The organism is Porphyromonadaceae bacterium W3.11, from assembly GCA_030434245.1.
Classification (GTDB): domain Bacteria; phylum Bacteroidota; class Bacteroidia; order Bacteroidales; family Porphyromonadaceae; genus Porphyromonas_A.
The window spans coordinates 188,071-205,035 of the sequence record JAUISX010000001.1 but is presented as its reverse complement, the minus strand read 5'-3'; the positions used below and the strand labels follow the sequence as shown (position 1 = coordinate 205,035).

Annotated in this window: 17 protein-coding genes; 10 read left to right on the top strand and 7 right to left on the bottom strand. The window is 39.8% G+C overall.

The window, feature by feature from the left end:
- Nucleotides 1-3 precede the first annotated feature (3 nt).
- The 10 genes from nagB (at nucleotide 4) to QYZ87_00740 (ending at nucleotide 10,436) form a co-directional block, all read left to right on the top strand.
- A complete protein-coding gene (nagB, locus tag QYZ87_00785) occupies nucleotides 4-816 on the top strand; it encodes a glucosamine-6-phosphate deaminase (GenBank protein ID MDN4753074.1) in 813 nt (270 codons plus the stop codon).
- 974 nt (nucleotides 817-1,790) lie between these two features.
- Complete coding sequence (locus QYZ87_00780) at nucleotides 1,791-2,522, top strand: hypothetical protein (protein MDN4753073.1); 732 nt, start codon at nucleotides 1,791-1,793, stop codon at nucleotides 2,520-2,522.
- On the top strand, nucleotides 2,515-3,267 hold the full coding sequence (locus QYZ87_00775) for a hypothetical protein (GenBank protein ID MDN4753072.1): 753 nt from the start codon (nucleotides 2,515-2,517) through the stop codon (nucleotides 3,265-3,267). The genes QYZ87_00780 and QYZ87_00775 overlap by 8 nt, the downstream gene beginning before the upstream one ends.
- A gap of 29 nt (nucleotides 3,268-3,296) precedes the next feature.
- Nucleotides 3,297-4,031 (top strand): RsmE family RNA methyltransferase, encoded by a 735-nt coding sequence (locus QYZ87_00770; GenBank protein MDN4753071.1) that lies wholly within the window; start codon nucleotides 3,297-3,299, stop codon nucleotides 4,029-4,031.
- Between the two features lie 9 nt (nucleotides 4,032-4,040).
- Complete coding sequence (locus tag QYZ87_00765; protein MDN4753070.1) at nucleotides 4,041-5,261, top strand: cysteine desulfurase; 1,221 nt, start codon at nucleotides 4,041-4,043, stop codon at nucleotides 5,259-5,261.
- A 196-nt stretch (nucleotides 5,262-5,457) separates the two neighbouring features.
- Entirely contained in the window at nucleotides 5,458-6,060 is a 603-nt protein-coding gene (locus QYZ87_00760; protein MDN4753069.1) for a rubrerythrin family protein, read from the top strand.
- A gap of 468 nt (nucleotides 6,061-6,528) precedes the next feature.
- Nucleotides 6,529-7,152 (top strand): HAD family phosphatase, encoded by a 624-nt coding sequence (locus QYZ87_00755; protein MDN4753068.1) that lies wholly within the window; start codon nucleotides 6,529-6,531, stop codon nucleotides 7,150-7,152.
- 17 nt (nucleotides 7,153-7,169) lie between these two features.
- Nucleotides 7,170-7,796, top strand: coding sequence for a YigZ family protein (locus QYZ87_00750; protein ID MDN4753067.1), 627 nt, complete (start codon nucleotides 7,170-7,172; stop codon nucleotides 7,794-7,796).
- 263 nt (nucleotides 7,797-8,059) lie between these two features.
- Nucleotides 8,060-9,724, top strand: coding sequence for a formate--tetrahydrofolate ligase (locus QYZ87_00745; GenBank protein MDN4753066.1), 1,665 nt, complete (start codon nucleotides 8,060-8,062; stop codon nucleotides 9,722-9,724).
- A 7-nt stretch (nucleotides 9,725-9,731) separates the two neighbouring features.
- On the top strand, nucleotides 9,732-10,436 hold the full coding sequence (locus tag QYZ87_00740; GenBank protein ID MDN4753065.1) for a DNA alkylation repair protein: 705 nt from the start codon (nucleotides 9,732-9,734) through the stop codon (nucleotides 10,434-10,436).
- Here QYZ87_00740 and menA read toward each other — a convergent pair.
- The 7 genes from menA to QYZ87_00705 form a co-directional block, all read right to left on the bottom strand.
- On the bottom strand, nucleotides 10,425-11,294 hold the full coding sequence (gene menA / locus QYZ87_00735; GenBank protein ID MDN4753064.1) for a 1,4-dihydroxy-2-naphthoate octaprenyltransferase: 870 nt from the start codon (nucleotides 11,292-11,294) through the stop codon (nucleotides 10,425-10,427). The genes QYZ87_00740 and menA overlap by 12 nt on opposite strands.
- Nucleotides 11,295-11,329: 35 nt before the next feature.
- The gene (locus tag QYZ87_00730; protein MDN4753063.1) at nucleotides 11,330-12,682 is read right to left on the bottom strand and encodes an aspartate kinase; all 1,353 of its coding nucleotides are present in this window, start codon (nucleotides 12,680-12,682) and stop codon (nucleotides 11,330-11,332) included.
- Between the two features lie 24 nt (nucleotides 12,683-12,706).
- Entirely contained in the window at nucleotides 12,707-13,390 is a 684-nt protein-coding gene (locus tag QYZ87_00725) for an ATP-binding cassette domain-containing protein (protein MDN4753062.1), read from the bottom strand.
- Between the two features lie 66 nt (nucleotides 13,391-13,456).
- Complete coding sequence (gene tilS / locus QYZ87_00720) at nucleotides 13,457-14,806, bottom strand: tRNA lysidine(34) synthetase TilS (protein ID MDN4753061.1); 1,350 nt, start codon at nucleotides 14,804-14,806, stop codon at nucleotides 13,457-13,459.
- 764 nt (nucleotides 14,807-15,570) lie between these two features.
- Nucleotides 15,571-16,278 carry a pirin family protein gene (locus QYZ87_00715; protein MDN4753060.1) on the bottom strand — a complete coding sequence of 236 codons (708 nt, stop codon included), beginning with the start codon at nucleotides 16,276-16,278 and terminating at the stop codon, nucleotides 15,571-15,573.
- A gap of 53 nt (nucleotides 16,279-16,331) precedes the next feature.
- Nucleotides 16,332-16,547, bottom strand: a complete 216-nt coding sequence (locus tag QYZ87_00710; GenBank protein ID MDN4753059.1) for a (4Fe-4S)-binding protein — start codon at nucleotides 16,545-16,547, stop codon at nucleotides 16,332-16,334.
- A 57-nt stretch (nucleotides 16,548-16,604) separates the two neighbouring features.
- Nucleotides 16,605-16,904 carry a GNAT family N-acetyltransferase gene (locus tag QYZ87_00705; protein ID MDN4753058.1) on the bottom strand — a complete coding sequence of 100 codons (300 nt, stop codon included), beginning with the start codon at nucleotides 16,902-16,904 and terminating at the stop codon, nucleotides 16,605-16,607.
- Nucleotides 16,905-16,965 lie beyond the last annotated feature (61 nt).

The following is a 16,965-nucleotide window of genomic DNA, read 5'->3' as shown; positions in this document are numbered from 1 at the left end:
GAGATGAGATTAATCATTTTACAGGACTACAATGAAATGTCCAAGTGGGCTGCAACCCATGTAATGAACCGTATTAATGAATTTAAGCCAACAAATGATAAGCCTTTTATATTAGGCCTACCTACTGGCTCAACACCACTCGGCATGTATGCGGAATTAATCAGACTTAATCGTGAAAAAAAGGTTTCATTTGAGAATGTGGTGACCTTTAATATGGATGAGTATATCGGTATTCCTAAAAATCATGAGCAGAGTTACTATACATTCATGTGGGATAATTTCTTTAGCCATATTGATATCAAGGAGGAAAATACAAACATCTTAGATGGAAATGCCTCTGATCCGATGGCTGAGTGTCAGCGTTTTGAAGATAAGATAGCAAGTTATGGAGGGATTCACCTCTTTATCGGTGGTGTAGGATCCGATGGCCATATTGCTTTCAATGAGCCAGGATCTTCTCTAACCTCGCGTACTCGTGTGAAGCAACTCTCCCATGAGACAATAATGGATAATGCTAGATTTTTCGAAGACGACAAGACACAAGTCCCCACTAAGGCGGTAACTGTAGGTGTCGGTACTGTTATGGATTCAGATGAAGTGATGATTCTGATTAATGGAACGAAGAAAGCTAATGCTCTAAAACATGCCATTGAAGGTGGTGTTAATCATATGTGGACTGTTTCTGCACTTCAGTTACATTCCAACGCTTTTATCGCTTGCGATGAAGATGCCACCAATGAGTTAAAGGTATCTACTTATCGTTTCTTTAAGACCCTCGGAAAGACTGATTACAAGCTAGGAGATGTAGATCTCTAAGCTATATTTGTGCTATATAATGAAAAGGGTGTAACTACTTATAGTTGCACCCTTTTCTTTTATTATGATGATCAGAGAACTATTATTCTGATCTAGATTTACTTTTTCTGTACACACTAAGCAGTTATGCATGTTTATCGGATACCAATTAATAAACAAATAACTAATGAGGTCAGGGGTGAGAACCACAAGATATTTAGCTTACTGTATCTCAAGTAGGTCCATGATGAACCACCTATGACCATTCGTAAGCGACTTCATCCAAATAGGGGGCAATGCAAACCGAAATATGCACTTCATGACAATTTAATAATACAAAGACACAGCTGACATACCTTTGAGAATCACGCATCCTTCCACATTTGAGAAGTGAATAACACGGGCTTTCAAAACGTAATCTCAAGTGTTAATTTCGAGCTAAATGTGGGGTGAAAAATTTAGTTATATGAAACGTAAACGCTTCTCATAGGAAAAATAATTTTTTCTTATGAGAAGCCGAACTGTTTCCTATAGGAAGAAAATTCACCCTTAATAGGCACTTTTATATGTGAAGCACTTTCATTACGTCACTTGTTCTCAAACTCGCCAAAGAGGTCATAAAATGTTCCAAAGGACACCAATAAAAACCTATTTACAGAAGCAAAAACTCTATTCGGATAAAATAACTTGAGAAAAGCGATGATTAAACTCTATATTCAATATTTTCTATCATTGGACACCAATAATTATATTCTATGCCTTTGCCATATATGTTTGTTGCTCTACCTTAGTACATGTTTTGAGGCTTTTGATTTTGTTCTGTGTCTCTTAATTTATCATCCAAGTCCTTGTCATTTTTGTAACCAAATCAGCGAGCATTTCACTTCGATTAACTTTTTTATCAGGAAGGAGGAACCACATCCGTAACTATATGCAATCAGTAACTTTTGAGTAACTTTGTATATTATGAAGAAAAGAGGATATATCTATATACAATGAGTGATTTGGATAATAAGATAGGGGATGAGGGACATGGCGAAGTTGAAATGGTGGAGATGAAAGTTAGTGGATTGGGCAACCTGTCTCATAGCGAACAATCTCTTGTCATTTTATTGATGCCTTCTGATGATTCCTTTAATGATCAGTATAATGATGGCAAACAGATGGTTTTCCCAATCGCGGTACCTAAAGTTTTGAGCCCTCTTTATTTTTATAAAATCACGAGTATTTATAAGCTTAGACCAGTTCAGGATGATTTGATTGATTATTACTCTAAGATTACTAAATCTCGGCTGACACATATTAGCATCTTTAGTGTCCATGGTCAATTAAAGGGAATCATGCATTATAAACGCGATGATGATATGCCTGGAGGACACTTTGAAGTCAACTTACCAAACTTAGTATATACGGCTATTAAGCATGGGTTAGGTATTTTTATTGAGCTTGAACTACTTATCGATGCCTCTAAAACAGTAAAGGTTAGTTACCTAGATGGCGGTATAGCAGATGGTCAGCAGCAAGAGGCAAAGGGCTTTGAATTAATATCAAATTTTATATTGGATGGCATCCGTCCAGATGAACTTAACAACAAGCAGTTAGAGGATAATAGATCTATGCTTAATACCCATGAGATAAGTGAGCTATTTGAATTGGCGATTCAGCATGAGGAGTATGAATGGGCGGAGTGGATTGGACACCTAGAGGAAGGAGAGGAAAATGAATAATATATTAGATTGGGAGGAAAGAGATCCTGGGGATTTTGCTCACGAACAGTTGGTACAAATGGTCTTTGAAAAAGTCCATAGGTATAGGGTGGATAAGCGGCTACAAGGCTTAGATATTGTTTTAAAAATAGCGACTCATGACCCTAGTCCATTCTATAAGGAGCTTTATGAGTTTTGGGGCAAAGAGACGATACTGACGGTCAATGTACCCGCGAAGTATGCTAATGAAGTTATGATGCTTCTCAAGCTGCTCCGATATGAGTTCTTATTTGATACAGATGTTATCAATGGTTATCAAGATGCCATGGGAGTGAGGTTCAGAAAACTGCTTTTAGTACCCGATGACGATAACCCTGGAGAGATATTGAGTTACCTCCATTCGATGAATGAGCTTGGTGATGGTAAATATCTGAGGGTTCCGACTCATGACGGGATCTCCTTTGCACTGACTCATAAGAATATCCCCATCTATACTAGTGTAAAGCTCTTCATGAATGATCATCTAAGAGTGGCTAAGCGCGAGCGAGCTAAGTTGGAAGAGGAATTTGGCTTTTCTTCTAGTATGACTTGGAGTGATAAAGTTAAGACTGCTATCAGTAGGGATATCAATCCTACGGAGTTTGAACGTTATTCCACAAGAGATCATTTGCTCTTAGAGCTAAGTGAAGAAGATATGGAGGAGCTTAAAGAGCTGGCTGTTGCTCTTGAGAAATATGAGTGGGCTCAGTTCTTAGCAGAAGAGTAAAAATAATAATTATTACACAGTGCGAGGTTATGGCTAAATCCAAAGGTGATAAACAAGTAGAGCTATCATACTTCTATGTACCAGATATTAAGGAGACTAAGATGTTAAGTGAGTCTGAGGCACAGCATGCAATACGCGTGCTGAGATTGCAGACAGGTACTCTCATTCACATCACTGATGGTCAAGGGCGACTGTACACAGGGATTCTTGACGGAAATAATCCTAAAAGTGCCACCGTTACTGATCTACATTTAGTGCGTGAGGAGCTACCCTACAGACCCTATCTCCATGTGGCTATAGCACCGACTAAAAATGCTGACCGAATAGAGTGGACTTTGGAGAAGTTAGTAGAGGTTGGTGTTGATAAAGTTTCTTTTGTCGTTACAGATCGTACGATCCGAAGCCGAGTTAATATGGAACGGATGGAACGTATTATGGTAGCTGCCGTGAAACAGTCCGAGAAGCTAAGGACTGTAGAGCTTGATATGGTAAAGGGCTTAGACGAATTCCTCAAAAACGATGAGAGTGATGATAAGTTTATAGCCTACTGTGGTGCTGAATATGAACGAAAAGAGCTAAAGGATTGTTTTACTAAAGGACGGAGTGCCACTTATTTGATCGGTCCCGAAGGAGATTTCACTCCAGAGGAGGTGAGGGATGCTGTAAGTGCTGGTTATGAGGTGGTTTCTCTTGGTAGGGAGCGCCTTCGTACAGAGACAGCAGGGCTGTATGTGGGGATGCTTCATCAAATTTTGAATGATTAATAATTTTCGATTATGAATATAGATAAGATAAGAGCTGACTTTCCTGCATTAGGGGAGAGGATTTATAATGGTATTCCATTGGTGTATTTAGATAATGCTGCTACGACACAGCGACCTACTCAAGTGGTAGAGCGTATGAATGAAGCTTATTACAGGCGTAATGCTAATATTCATCGTGGAGTCCATTTCCTAAGCCAGAAGGCGACCGAAGCTCACGAGGAGGCTAGGACGTATGTGGCCAATTTTATTAATGCACGTGAGTCGGCAGAGGTATTATTTGTGAGGGGTACAACTGAGGGGATCAATCTCATTGCCTCTACTTTTTGTCCTGCCTTCATGAAGGAGGGCGATGAGGTGATTATTTCGGAGATGGAGCATCACTCTAATATTGTACCTTGGCAAATGGCAGAGACTCGAATGGGGATTAAGCTAAAGGTCGTCCCGATACATGATAATGGTGAGCTGGATCTAGATGCATATAGGGCGGCCTTTTCCGATAAGACTAAGTTAGTCTCCATCTGCTTTGCTTCGAATGTATTAGGTACGGTTAATCCGATAAAGGATATTGTGAAAGAAGCTCATAAGCACGATGTCCCTGTGATGATTGATGCTGCACAAGCTATAGCTCATCGTCAGATTGATGTGCAGGATCTAGATGTTGACTTCTTAGCATTCAGTGCTCATAAAGCTTATGGACCCACAGGGGTAGGTGTTCTGTATGGCAAACGAGAATGGCTGGATAAGCTCCCTCCTTATCAAGGAGGTGGAGAGATGATTGAGCACGTTAGCTTTGCTGGTACTACATTTAATGAACTCCCCTTTAAGTTTGAAGCTGGAACGCCAGACTTTCTCGGTTCTGTAGGTCTTATGGAAGGCTTGCGATATATTGAGAATATTGGTTTTGATGCCTTGCAGGCTCATGAGAAAGCGTTACTAGAGTATGCCACAGAAGAGTTACAGAAGATCTCGGGACTAAAGATATATGGTACGGCTGCTGAAAAGGAGGCGGTCATTAGTTTTCTTATTGATGGTATTCACCCATATGACTTAGGTGTGTTGCTTGATAGACAAGGCATAGCCATTAGAACTGGTCACCATTGTGCACAGCCATTGATGGAGAGATATGGTATTGATGGTACAGCTAGGGTAAGTTTTGCGGTCTATAATACCAAAGAGGAGGTGGATTTTCTTATCAAAGCACTTCATAGAGCTATACCGATGTTACAATAAAAAAGGTTGTTTTTAGTATCCCCTATATGAGTATAGAATACCTATATGTAGGTATTTTATACTCATTTTTCTTTGGTTATCTACTTAAATGTATTTATATTTGCTTTTGATAGGTGAGACTAATAGACATATTATGTAGCTATTAGTGGTGATTACTTGGTTGTTCAACATTAAAAAATAAAATATTAATATCGTTATGGGAAAAAAGAGTCTAAAAGGAACTCAGACAGAGAAAAACCTAATTATGTCATTTGCAAATGAAAGCCAGGCACACGCCCGTTATAGCTTTTTTGCAAGTCAAGCTAAGAAAGACGGTTTTGTAGAGGTACAGGCTTTCTTTGAGCAGACTGCGGATCAGGAAAAAGCACATGCTAAGCGTTTCTTCAAGTTCTTAGAGGGAGGCATGGTTAATGTCAATGCGGATTTTCCTGCAGGAGTAATTGGTAAGACTTTGGAGAACTTGGAAGCTTCAGCTAAGTTGGAGTGGGAGGAGATGGAGAGTCTATATCCTGGATTTGCTGACGTGGCAGAGGAGGAAGGTTTCCCTGAAATTGCAGAGGCATACCGTCATATCGCTGTTGCAGAAGGTCAACACTCTAAAGTTTATACTGAATTTGCTAAGCGTATCAAGGAAAATAAGATGTTCACTAGCGAAGAGGAGATTGTATGGCAATGCCGTAAATGTGGTTATATAATGAAGGGAATAGAACCACCTGTAGTATGTCCTGCTTGTGATCATCCTCGTGCACATTTCCAAAGACTTAGTGATGCTCCTATTGCTCCTATTTCGACACTATAAGATATTAACAATAGAAGAATTAATAATATTAACTCTTTAATGATGTAAATCATTTGATGTTTTTAGATTGATTTGTTTCTTTGAACACAGGGGACTGCTGAAGTCTCCTGTGTACTTTTTTTATAAGGTCCTACTAAGAGCTTACAATGGTAGTATTTATTCTGAAAATACTGTCCTGGTGAAGAGTCTTGACTTCAATCATTTTGTGCGGCAGGTGTCTTCTTCATTGATAGTGTGTGTAAAGGCTTAGACCTATATACTCAGGCAGAGCGACGTCAATGTTGAATCTAAGTGTACGATCTTAGTTTTGAGGTGCCATCTCATTTACTTAAAGAGTCTGTGCTAGGTAATCATAGATACTTTGCGAATTGTGTACCTATAGCTTGTAGGCAAACAATGGGGAAGGTGGACTTTTTAGCCCGCCGAAAAATGCTTATCTTTGGGTGAAGTAGAATTATTAGATTAAGTATGATTAAGAACATATTATTTGACCTTGGAGGGGTTTTTATAGAGCATACTAGAGAGGTATGTGTAAGACGATTTGAGGAACTTGGTATCCATGATGCCGATCAGATGTTAGATCCCTATTTACAAAGCGGGATTTTTTTAGATCTAGAGAGAGGGGTTCATACCGAGGAGAGTTTCACTGCAGAGCTGAATCGCCTCTATGATGTCCAGCTTACACCAGATCAGGTACGCCACGCGATTCATGGGTTTGTAAATAAGGTGCAGGACTATAAGTTTGATTATCTCGAAGAGGGACTACCTGAGGATATTCGGTTGTTGTTGATTAGTAATACAAACCCTTTTATCTGGAAGATGGCGACAGAGGGGCAGTTGCTTGATAATCACCGTTCTTTAGAGAGCTACTTTGATATCTGTTATAAGTCTTATGAAATGAAGATGTGCAAGCCCGAAAAGGAAATCTTCGAGAATATTATCAAGGATTCAGGTATCGTAGCGTCCGAAACACTTTTTATAGACGATGGACCAGCAAATACTCGGATGGCTCGAACATTAGGATTTGTAACTTACTGTCCAGATAATGGCGAAGATTGGCGTCCAGTACTCGATAAGATGTTGAATAGATAAGATAAGTAGTAACTCTTGTGAAGAAAGTTCATAGCTATCGTACTATCTCATCTCCTTCAGAGGGACTCTACACCGAGAAGCGAAGTAAATTTATCTCTCATGCTTTGCCTGTTTCGTCCGAATCTGAAGCTATGGTATTGATTGATGAGTTTCGCAAAAAGTATTATGATGCAAGGCATGTTTGTTGGGCCTATAGAGTTGGTAAGTATGAAATGGAAGAGCGTGCCAATGATGATGGCGAGCCCAGTAGCACCGCAGGAAAGCCTATTTTAGGGCAGATACACAGTCACGAACTGACGGATGTATTGATTATTGTCATACGTTACTTTGGTGGTGTCAAGTTGGGTACAGGAGGGCTGATTACGGCATACAAGAGTGCCGCGGCAGAGGCTATTCATAATAATACTATAGAAGAGAGAATATTATACACTCGATTCAAACTCCAATTCCCCTTTGATTTAATTAATCCTGTGATGATGCTCTTGAAGAATCATGATGCAGAGACCATCGGTAATGATGCAGATGTCAATGGACATATTTGGATTGTCAGGGTTTCAAACGCTATAGTGGATGAGTTTGAAGCAGCTGCGGAGGCTCTGTATCAACTACGACTGGAAGAGATAGATGATGAGGATGAAGGATAAGGTTACAGAGTAATCATGGGGATCACCTGTATTTGCAGATAGATTTTTTTTGAGAGGGCATATTTAGCAAATTTCTTTTGAATGGATGAATTGGCTTTAATTGTTTTTTGAAGATGTGGTGTTTTTAGTATGATTTGTCATTTTTATGCCCTTCTAATGAACCAATTGGTCATAGGCTTGTTTTTATAATAGTGGTTCTATAAGAGCCTACATAACGTTGTAATATATACATTAAATAACATAATAATTTATTCTATTGATTTATGAAATCAGATATTGAAATTGCTAGAGAGTCAAAGCTTCTCGAGATTAACCAAATTGCTGAAAAAGCTGGTATCCCTCTTGACCATGTTAATCCATATGGAAAATACATGGCAAAGATAGATGCTGATCAACTAAAAAAAGATGATAAGCAAGGAAACCTAATTCTAGTTACTGCCATCACACCTACTAAAGCAGGTATTGGTAAGACCACTGTCTCTATCGGTCTAGCATTAGGGCTGAATAAAATAGGTAAGAAGGCCTATGTTGCTCTACGTGAGCCATCACTTGGCCCTGTCTTTGGTATGAAGGGTGGAGCTGCAGGAGGTGGATATGCCCAAGTATTGCCAATGGACCAGATTAACCTTCACTTTACTGGAGACTTCCACGCTATCACATCGGCTAATAATACTATCGCAGCATTGGTTGATAACTATGCCTACCAAAATAGAAATAATGAAAATGGCTTAAGCCGTATTATCTGGAGACGTGTACAGGATGTTAACGACCGTAGCTTACGTCATGTGATTACTGGCCTAGGTGCTGTAACTAATGGCATACCAACTGAGACGGGCTTTGATATCACACCTGCTTCTGAGATTATGGCTATTTTATGTCTTGCAACTGATGTAGATGACCTTCGCAGAAGAATTGATAATATTCTCCTTGGGTATAAGAAGGATGGTGCTCCATTTACAGTCAAAGATCTTGGTGTAGGTGGTGCTATTACTATTCTACTAAAGGATGCTATTAATCCTAACTTAGTGCAAACTACAGAGAATACACCAGCGTTCATACATGGAGGTCCATTTGCTAATATCGCCCATGGTTGTAACTCTGTGATGGCGACAAGAATGGCTCTGAAGTATGGTGACTATGCAATTACAGAGGCTGGTTTCGGTGCTGACCTTGGTGGTGAGAAGTTCTTTGATATCAAGTGCCGTCAGGCAGGACTTTCTCCTAAGCTATCAGTCCTTGTAGCTACTGCTCAAGCTCTAAAGTTACATGGTGGGGTCAATCCAAAGGAGCTTAAGAGCGAGAACCTTGATGCCCTTCGTAATGGGTTCTGTAACATGGATCGTCATGTTGAGAACCTTCGTAAGTTCGGACAAAGTGTTGTAGTGAGTATCAATAGATTCCCTACTGATACAGATGCAGAGATTGAATTAATCCGTCAGCATTGTGAGGAAAACAACTTACCATTTGCTGTCAATACTGCATTCTCTGATGGTGGTAATGGAGCGACAGAGCTTGCAAGGGTAGTGGTAGAGACCATTGAGAAGAATCCTTCTAAGCCTCTTGATTTCTTGTATGACGATAAGATGTCTATCAAAGAGAAGATAGAGTATATTACCTCTAATATCTATCGTGCTAAGCGCGTTGATTATGAAAACAAGGCAGAAAAAGCCATCAAGAAGATTGAGGAGCTGGGATACGCACACTTCCCAGTATGTATAGCGAAGACTCAGTATTCTTTCTCTGATGATGCTTCAGCTGTAGGTGCTCCAACTGACTTTAGTCTTAATGTACAGGATGTGGTAGTCAATTCTGGTGCTGAAATGATTGTGGTCATCATGGGCAATATCATGCGTATGCCTGGACTTCCTAAGGAGCCTAGTGCTAATCATATGGATCTTATAGATGGTGTCATTCATGGCTTGAGCTAATCCATCTATGTCTCATACTGACAAATGCTCGGCAGTAGTCGAACTCATGAAGGAGTTTGAGGCTACTGCCGAGTCTTCTTATAGACTGTTCCTTGCTGAGCGAGTGAAGGTAACCACTAATCCTGATACAATCCTTGGGATTCGTATGGGGGTGATTAGGCGTTTTGCTCGCACGCTCTCTAAGCTGATAACTTATGAGGATACTCTAGAGTTACTTTATCCTAAGGCTATTCAATGGTATGAATATAAGCTGTTATTTGGGCTGATAGTCCAGAGGGTTCTCCCACTGGTGAGGGTAGGCGATGTTCTCCCTCTATTTTATAATTTGTGCGATGGCTGGGCTGTACCTGATCTCTACCAAAGCATTTTGGGTGACTTTGCTATAAGAGGTGGGCTAAGAGAAGTTCTTTCTTCGGTGGAAGCCAATACGACTTCACCCAACCCTTTTGCACGAAGGCTTACGGTGGTGGTGCAAATGCCTCTCAATAAGCTAGAGTTAATTCCGATAGAAGATGCTTTAGCTCAATGTCAAAGCCTTCAGTGGGATCATGAATATTTGGTACAGATGGGTGTGGCTTGGACTCTCTCTGAGCTCTATATAAATCATCCTGAAGAGGTAGAGAGATTTGTTAATAGTGGGGAGATTTCCTCTGAGCCAGTCCTTAAGAAATATCGACAGAAGTTACGTGATTCCTTACGTCTAAAAAATTAAGGCGATAAGTATTAGAAAGCCTACTATTAAGGATACTATATTAGTGTACTTAAGTAACTTATTCAGTGACGATGGCCGAAGCCGTCTAATAGAGAGTACCCCTATACCGAAGAGGAATAGGCATATCACTCCTATGATAATAGCCCATACTGTTCTTCCAGAGAGGAATAGTCCTAGGAATATGCAAATGACTGATAGTACTGCGTTAATCAAATAAAGAATTGGCCCTGAGGCTTTGCCCATCCTCACTATAAGGGTCCTTTTTCCACTCGTCACGTCTTCATCGTAATCCCTATAATTATTAGTTACCAGGATGTTGGCTTCCCATATCCCTATCCCGAATGCTAGAGGGATTAGATAGGGTAGGAACATCCCATTGATGGCATAGTAACTAGCTAAGATAGGTATTAGCCCATAAAAAAAGACTACAGCTATATCGCCCAATGCTTGATGGGATAGGGGGAAAGGTCCTGCTGAATAGGAGATCGCCCCCAGGATTACAAGGACACCGATGATTATTAATGCCCAGTTCTGTATGGCTACAAGGGTGATACCAGCTGCAGCACAAATGACTAATGCTATTATGAGGGCGAGCATCATTTGTTTGGGCGTCACCTTACCACTTTGTAATAGACGTTCAAAGCCTATTCTCTTCGAGGTGTCCTTCTCCCCGATATAATCAAAGTAATCGTTTGCAAAGTTGCTTGCTATCTGTGCCGATAATGCGACGATGAAGCACAATAGATAGAGCCCAAAGTGCAACCCTCCATCAGCAATGAGAGCTCCTAATACTATCAACATCGGTGCCACGGACGCACCCAATGTATGGGGCCGTGTTGCATAAATCCATGTCTTCACACTCTCATTCATGATATGTGACTTTAATTCTTACTCTATAATGAATTGTTGTAGAAGAGATTTTGGCTGAGGAGGTTGAGAGATTCTTCCTTATCTTCACTTCTTATCAGCATAGATACATTATAGTTAGAGCCCCCGTATGAAATCATACGTACAGGAATCTTTTCCAACGCCTTCACAATATCACTTTCGAAGCCTACATTTTTCCAGTTGAGATCCCCTACAACGCTTAGGATGGTCATATCGTTATCGACATAGACGGTGCTAAACTTTTTTAGTTCTCCTAGAATCTCTTCTAGTCGATTCGTATTATCAATCGTTAGGGAAACGGCTACCTCACTCGTCGTGACCATATCCACAGGGGTCTGATGTTGCTCAAAGACCTCAAAGACCTTACGGAAAAAGCCATGTGCAAGGAGCATCCGTCTACTCAAAATCCTAATCGAGGTGATGCCATCCTTAGCTGCTACAGCCTTTATTTTACCCTCTATCATCCGATTGGAGATGAGGGTTCCTTCGGCATCAGGCTCCATGGAATTAAGCAACCGTACTGGAATGTTAGCCATCTTTGCGGGATGGATACAGGTTGGGTGTAATATCTTCGCACCGAAGTAGGCCAATTCTGCTGCTTCATCAAAATGAAGAATATGCACAGGATCTGTTTTATCAACAACCCTTGGGTCATTATTGTGCATGCCATCAATATCGGTCCATATCTGGATCTCCTTCGCATCAATTGCAGCACCTACGAGAGATGCGGTGTAATCACTTCCACCACGCTTTAGGTTGTCTATTTCTAGGTAAGCATTACGGCAGATATATCCTTCGGTCAAGAATAGCCTTTGATCAGGATACTTACGTAGTAATGCCAATAATTGCTGTCTTATAAGTTCCTGATTTGGTTCGCCATACTTATTTGTAATCATATAGTCCAGAGCTGGAAGCTTCACAGCCTCTACACCCCTTTCTTTCAAGTAAAGACGCATCATCTCTATTGAGATTATTTCACCCTGTGCTAATATCTGACGCTCTTCAAAGTCTGTGAAAAATTCTTTCTGAAACTCACGAATGAAGTCCATCTTCTGAGCTACAAATGCCTCCGCATCAGAAATATTGTCAGGTGTCTCATACAGCCCTTTGATAGCTTCTGAATATCTATCCTGAAGGGCTCTAATGGTATTAAGAGCCCCTTGCTTGTTACCAGAATAGTAGAGCTGACAAATTTCAACTAAGCTATTCGTAACTCCAGACATAGCCGAAAGGACAACTATCTTTCGCTCTTTTGTCGTGATTAAATCGGCTACATTACGAATACGCTCTGGATTTCCCACCGATGTACCCCCAAATTTCATTACAAGGGCATCGGAGTAATTTAAATCTGTTGTCATCTAATCCTAATTAATAGCTGATTATTATAAACCGTCTCGGAGTTGCATCTCTACTAATCCACCATTCTCTACCTTTACAATCCTCTCAGGATATTTTTTGACAAGAGAATAATTGTGAGTACTCATCAGGACTGTAGTCCCCATCTCCTTTATCTCACGAAGGAGCATGATGATTTGTTCACTCGTTTGGGGATCCAGATTCCCAGTAGGCTCATCGGCCAAAATCATTTTAGGTTTATTCAGCAAAGCACGTGAAATGACTACGCGTTGTTGCTCACCTCCAGATAATTCATGTGGCATCTTATAGGCTTTATGATCTAGGCCTACAAGGTCTAGGACCTCCTTAATCCTATCTCTAATCTCCTTCTTGTCTTTCCAGCCTGTTGCTTTTAGTACAAATTCGAGATTCTTCTCTACCGATCTGTCTTGAAGCAGCTGAAAGTCCTGGAATATGATGCCTAGCTCACGTCTAAGGAATGGGATCTGCTTTCTTTTTATCTTTTTTAAATCATATTCGCTAAATCTACCCTCTCCTGAATCGAGTGGGAGATCTGCGTATATGGATTTGAGCAAAGTTGATTTGCCAGCTCCCACACGTCCAATCAAATAGACAAATTCACCTGGATATATGTTCAATGAAGCGTTCTGAAGAATAGCATTTTCCTCACGCTTTATGGATATGTTCTTTAATTCTAAAAGTGGTTCCACTTTATTTACCTCCGATCCTAATTTATAATATACTTACCAATGCAAAAATAACCAATTCTTAGCACTTTACTTGCTGAAAAGCTTTACAATTTCTCCAAATGTATTTTTACTTGGATAAAAGGCGATGTTTATGCCCCTTTCGCCTGAAGATAACTTTGCATTATCACTGATCTCAAATGGTAGGACAGCTATAACATGATCATCAAGGCATAGAACAGGCCACAGCTCTCGATAACATTCAGGGATGCCCTTTTCACCCAAGTATCTGAATAGCTTTTTCTTCCCCTTCCTCATTCCGTATGGCTGAAAGTAATCTTCCTTAGTGGCGGTGCGAAAACTAATATTGCTACCTCCTCCCTCTATCATCGCATGACTAATCCTTAGGGTACCCTCAAATCCACCAATAGCAATAGTTCCGATACCTTCTAGTTCGTGCATCCCTGCAGTTAACTTCGTTAGTGGAGAGGGGTTGGGAAAATCATTATCGTAGAAGAATCCTATACCTCGATATATTTGTAAGTAGATATCCTTCTCAATATTACTATATGAAGTACACTTCTTATTTTGATGATATGTCAGGATATTATGGACCTGAGTGTCCGAAAAGTTCATAGACCTTAGTTTTCTTGATAGCAATGGTTTAGCTTGCGGGTGGAGCTCTTGTTTCCGTAGGTCTATGGTTGCACTTGGAGCGTCATATATCGAGTCGAAATAATCATCTGTGAAGTAATCCAGCACTTGCTTTTCTTCTCTGAAGTTCTCCATACTTCTGAGCATAGACTCCTTAAAAGATGGGTTCAGCTTCTCCATCAAGGGTATTACCTTATGCCTAATCAGGTTACGCTTATACTTAGTATCTATATTAGTCGAATCCGTACAAAACTTGTAGCCATGCTGCTTCATATATGAAATGATCTCATGTCGCCAAATCCCGAGCATAGGACGGAATATATTTTGCTTATTTGTGATCTCCATTCCAGCCATCCCCGTTCCTCCGGTGCCCCGAGATAAGTTCAGCAGTGCTGTTTCTATTTGGTCATCAGCATGATGTCCTACTAAGATCCACTTAATCCCTTTGCGGCCTGCAATTTCTCTGAATAAAGAATATCGAAGGTCTCGTGCAGCCATCTCGATTGAGATGCCTTTTTCTTTGGCGTAGGCTATGGTATCCACATCGATGACTTGTAGATTGTGTTTCATGAAATACTCCTTATGTAAGTTCCTCACAAAGGCCTCATCTCGGTCACTTTCTTCATCTCTAAGATGAAAGTTTATGTGGATAAACTCTATAGGGTATCCGGCATCACTGACAATGTGGGCAAGAGCTACGGAATCGGCCCCTCCACTCAGTCCTATTATAATCTGTTCGTTGGGATCTATCCATTTATTCAGTATTTCTCTAACCTTTTCTTCCATCAGAATAAAAAAGAATATTTTTTTAGTTGATGACCCTATCTCCTTAATTTCATCAGCATCATTTTGCTTTTTCTGACTCTATCAGTCTTCTTCGAAATATCCTCGTATCTCTTAGAGCATAGCATTTAGAACTAAGTCAAAGCCACTGATACCAAAAACATATTAAGTCGATAGAGAGCTCTCTATATTAATTATACAAACTTAATGATTATCTTTCTTACTTCAGCTTTCATACTGAAAATATGAGAGTCTGGTTTGTGTAGGGCTTTACATGGATTGTTGCGTAAAGAGCTATTTTTGCAGATGAATTAGTAACTCACCTAAGGGGTTTGATGATGGCTGAAAAACTCTATGCGACTGAAATAGGATGACCCAATTAAAAAAATCAAAACGTAACGAGGGGGGGGGATTTCTAATCGGTAAAAGCAGGCGAAATTTTAGTTATATGAAGGAGAAATGTTTCATATATGAAACATATTTTTTTCCTATGACAAGAAGAACAGTTTCCAATAGGAAGATTTTACACTAGTTCATGAGCCCTTATTTAGAATAGGTCTATCTGTGATATAAAACTTACTAAATGAGGAGGTTGCTATCACGAATACTTTCTAGATCATAGGAGGTGTCATATCATCCTATCTATGAAATCAGGATCTATAAAATAATACTCGATAAAAGCCATTCAATAATTGAAGATAGGCTTTTACCGAGTACTAAATTATTATTCAATATCATCTATGCGTTGAAATAGCACAGAGATAAGATCACATCGCTACCTCTATAGCTAGAACTCTTGCTTTGGAGTTGAATTTCAGTGAAACTTCATCTGTATCCCAAACGCCAATACCATCACGATCTGATAGTTCCTCATCAGCGATATTAACATCTCCTTCGATGATGAAGAAATAGACTCCAGTGTTCTTTCCTTTTAACTGATAAGAGATTTGCTTACCAGCATCAAAGGTCCCCATGGAGAACCAAGTCTCCTGTCTTAACTGGGCTTCAGCTTCTCCTCCTTTAGGGGATATGAATGTTACTAGTTCATTATCCTTCAATAACGGACGTATGTCATAATTGTGATATTCAGGTGGAGTCTCTTCTTCGTTTGGAATGATCCAAATCTGCAAGAATTTCAATTCTTCTGTATCACTATCATTATACTCTTTATGGAAGATACCTGTACCAGTACTCATTACTTGTACATCTCCTGGTGTGATTGTTTCCTCATTATCAATGCTGTCACCATGTCTTAGGTACCCTTTTAGTGGAATGGATACGACCTCCATATTTCTATGCGGATGCATCCCAAATCCCTCTGTCGGAAGTACTGTGTCATCATTAAGAACACGTAGGGCTCCAAAATGCACACGATTAGGATTCCGATAATTTGCAAAGCTAAATGTGTGATGTGTTTTTAGCCAACCATGGTCGAAATAACCTCTTGAGTCTGACTTATCTATTACTTTTTTCATACTTTTTCTCCTTTTAATGGTATGAATATAAGACTATGTGCTTATATTCTTTGTTATTTATTTTTCTTATAACTCAGTGCTCCAGAAGGGCATAAATCTATTTGATTGATTAATTCCTCTGTAGTAGCATTTTCCATTTTTACCCATGGGCGGGCATCTGGGTTATATACTTTAGGGAGTGTTTTAACACAAATTCCTGCGTGTTGGCATAGTTCAGGTTGCCAAATAATCGTCAGTTCATCACTCTTATATTCAATTTTCTTTCCCATAATAACATTTTTCTTTTAATGATTAAATCCTCTTGAATGGTTAAACTTATATAGATATTAGATATTTATCCCACGAAGAACTAACTTCTTCCATTCCGGATTTTTCTTGATGTACATTGCTACAAAGGGGCACAGAGGGACAAGGCGGAGGTCTTGTTTTTCTACATCTTCAAGCACATCTCTAACTAGGCTTGTACCAATACCACGACCTTCTAATACTCTTGGCACTTCTGTATGTGTCAGGAAGATTTCATTTTTTGCCGACTTAATGTATTCTATTTTTGCTACATGGCCCTCAATATGATATTCATATTGGTTTTTCTCCTGATTGTCAATCAGCTCATACCCTTTTTCCATAGGTTATTCCTTTCTAATGTATGTTAGTATAATTATATTTTTTGACCACCTTTATACGGGT

Excerpts from the sequence above, each read along its gene's own strand:
- QYZ87_00760 (MDN4753069.1), top strand. The coding sequence starts at position 5,458 with ATGGGAAAAAAGAGTCTAAAAGGAACTCAGACAGAGAAAAACCTAATT.
- QYZ87_00770 (MDN4753071.1), top strand. The coding sequence starts at position 3,297 with ATGGCTAAATCCAAAGGTGATAAACAAGTAGAGCTATCATACTTCTAT.
- QYZ87_00755 (MDN4753068.1), top strand. The coding sequence starts at position 6,529 with ATGATTAAGAACATATTATTTGACCTTGGAGGGGTTTTTATAGAGCAT.
- QYZ87_00775 (MDN4753072.1), top strand. The coding sequence starts at position 2,515 with ATGAATAATATATTAGATTGGGAGGAAAGAGATCCTGGGGATTTTGCT.
- QYZ87_00745 (MDN4753066.1), top strand. The coding sequence starts at position 8,060 with ATGAAATCAGATATTGAAATTGCTAGAGAGTCAAAGCTTCTCGAGATT.
- QYZ87_00710 (MDN4753059.1), bottom strand. The coding sequence starts at position 16,547 with ATGGGAAAGAAAATTGAATATAAGAGTGATGAACTGACGATTATTTGG.
- QYZ87_00705 (MDN4753058.1), bottom strand. The coding sequence starts at position 16,904 with ATGGAAAAAGGGTATGAGCTGATTGACAATCAGGAGAAAAACCAATAT.
- QYZ87_00780 (MDN4753073.1), top strand. The coding sequence starts at position 1,791 with ATGAGTGATTTGGATAATAAGATAGGGGATGAGGGACATGGCGAAGTT.
- QYZ87_00740 (MDN4753065.1), top strand. The coding sequence starts at position 9,732 with ATGTCTCATACTGACAAATGCTCGGCAGTAGTCGAACTCATGAAGGAG.
- QYZ87_00730 (MDN4753063.1), bottom strand. The coding sequence starts at position 12,682 with ATGACAACAGATTTAAATTACTCCGATGCCCTTGTAATGAAATTTGGG.
- tilS (MDN4753061.1), bottom strand. The coding sequence starts at position 14,806 with ATGGAAGAAAAGGTTAGAGAAATACTGAATAAATGGATAGATCCCAAC.
- nagB (MDN4753074.1), top strand. The coding sequence starts at position 4 with ATGAGATTAATCATTTTACAGGACTACAATGAAATGTCCAAGTGGGCT.
- QYZ87_00715 (MDN4753060.1), bottom strand. The coding sequence starts at position 16,278 with ATGAAAAAAGTAATAGATAAGTCAGACTCAAGAGGTTATTTCGACCAT.